The sequence below is a fragment of the Streptomyces xingningensis genome (genome assembly GCF_054957865.1).
In genome coordinates this window covers 1-699 of the sequence record NZ_JBDJPF010000177.1, presented here as the reverse complement: position 1 = coordinate 699, position 699 = coordinate 1, and the positions used below count along the sequence as shown (strand labels likewise).

Genomic DNA, 699 nt, shown 5'->3' with positions numbered 1-699 from the left:
GCGGTTGGGGTGGCGGTGGCGCGGGCGAGGAGGACGGCGGTCACGGCGGCGAGTTCCTCGGCACCCGCGCTGCCCTTCTCCACCCGGACAAGGGTATCGGTCATCACTGAACAGACTTTCTACTGAGGCGGATTGCCATGCTTGCGCGACGGCAGATCCGCATGCTTGGTCGCCAGCATCGCCAGCGAACGAACCAGCACCCCACGCGTCTCCACAGGATCGATCACATCATCGACCAGACCCCGCTCCGCCGCGTAATACGGATGCATCAACTCGGCCTTGTACTCCTTGACCATCCGCGCCCGCACCGCCTCCGGATCATCCGCCTCCGCAATCTGCTTACGGAAAATCACGTTCGCCGCACCCTCCGCCCCCATCACCGCAATCTCATTCGTCGGCCACGCAAACGTCAGATCCGCACCGATCGACTGCGAGTCCATCACGATGTACGCACCCCCATACGCCTTCCGCAAAATCACCGAAATCCTCGGCACCGTCGCATTGCAGTACGCATACAGCAACTTCGCCCCGTGCCGGATGATCCCACCATGCTCCTGATCCACACCCGGCAAAAACCCCGGCACATCCAACAACGTGACCAACGGGACATTAAAAGCGTCGCACATCTGGATGAACCGCGCAGCCTTCTCCGACGCCTCGATGTCCAGCACACCCGCCAACGACTGCGGCTGGTTCGCC

The 699-nt window shown here is 62.4% G+C and carries 2 protein-coding genes; both read right to left on the bottom strand.

Going from position 1 to position 699, the window contains the following annotated elements; genetic code table 11:
• Window positions 1-104, bottom strand: a 104-nt coding sequence (locus tag ABCR83_RS32730) for an acyl-CoA carboxylase subunit epsilon (RefSeq protein ID WP_462698904.1), incomplete at its 3' end; no start/stop codon positions are given.
• A gap of 15 nt (window positions 105-119) precedes the next feature.
• Window positions 120-699: carboxyl transferase domain-containing protein (locus tag ABCR83_RS32725; RefSeq protein ID WP_462698903.1), on the bottom strand; the 580-nt coding region annotated here is incomplete at its 5' end.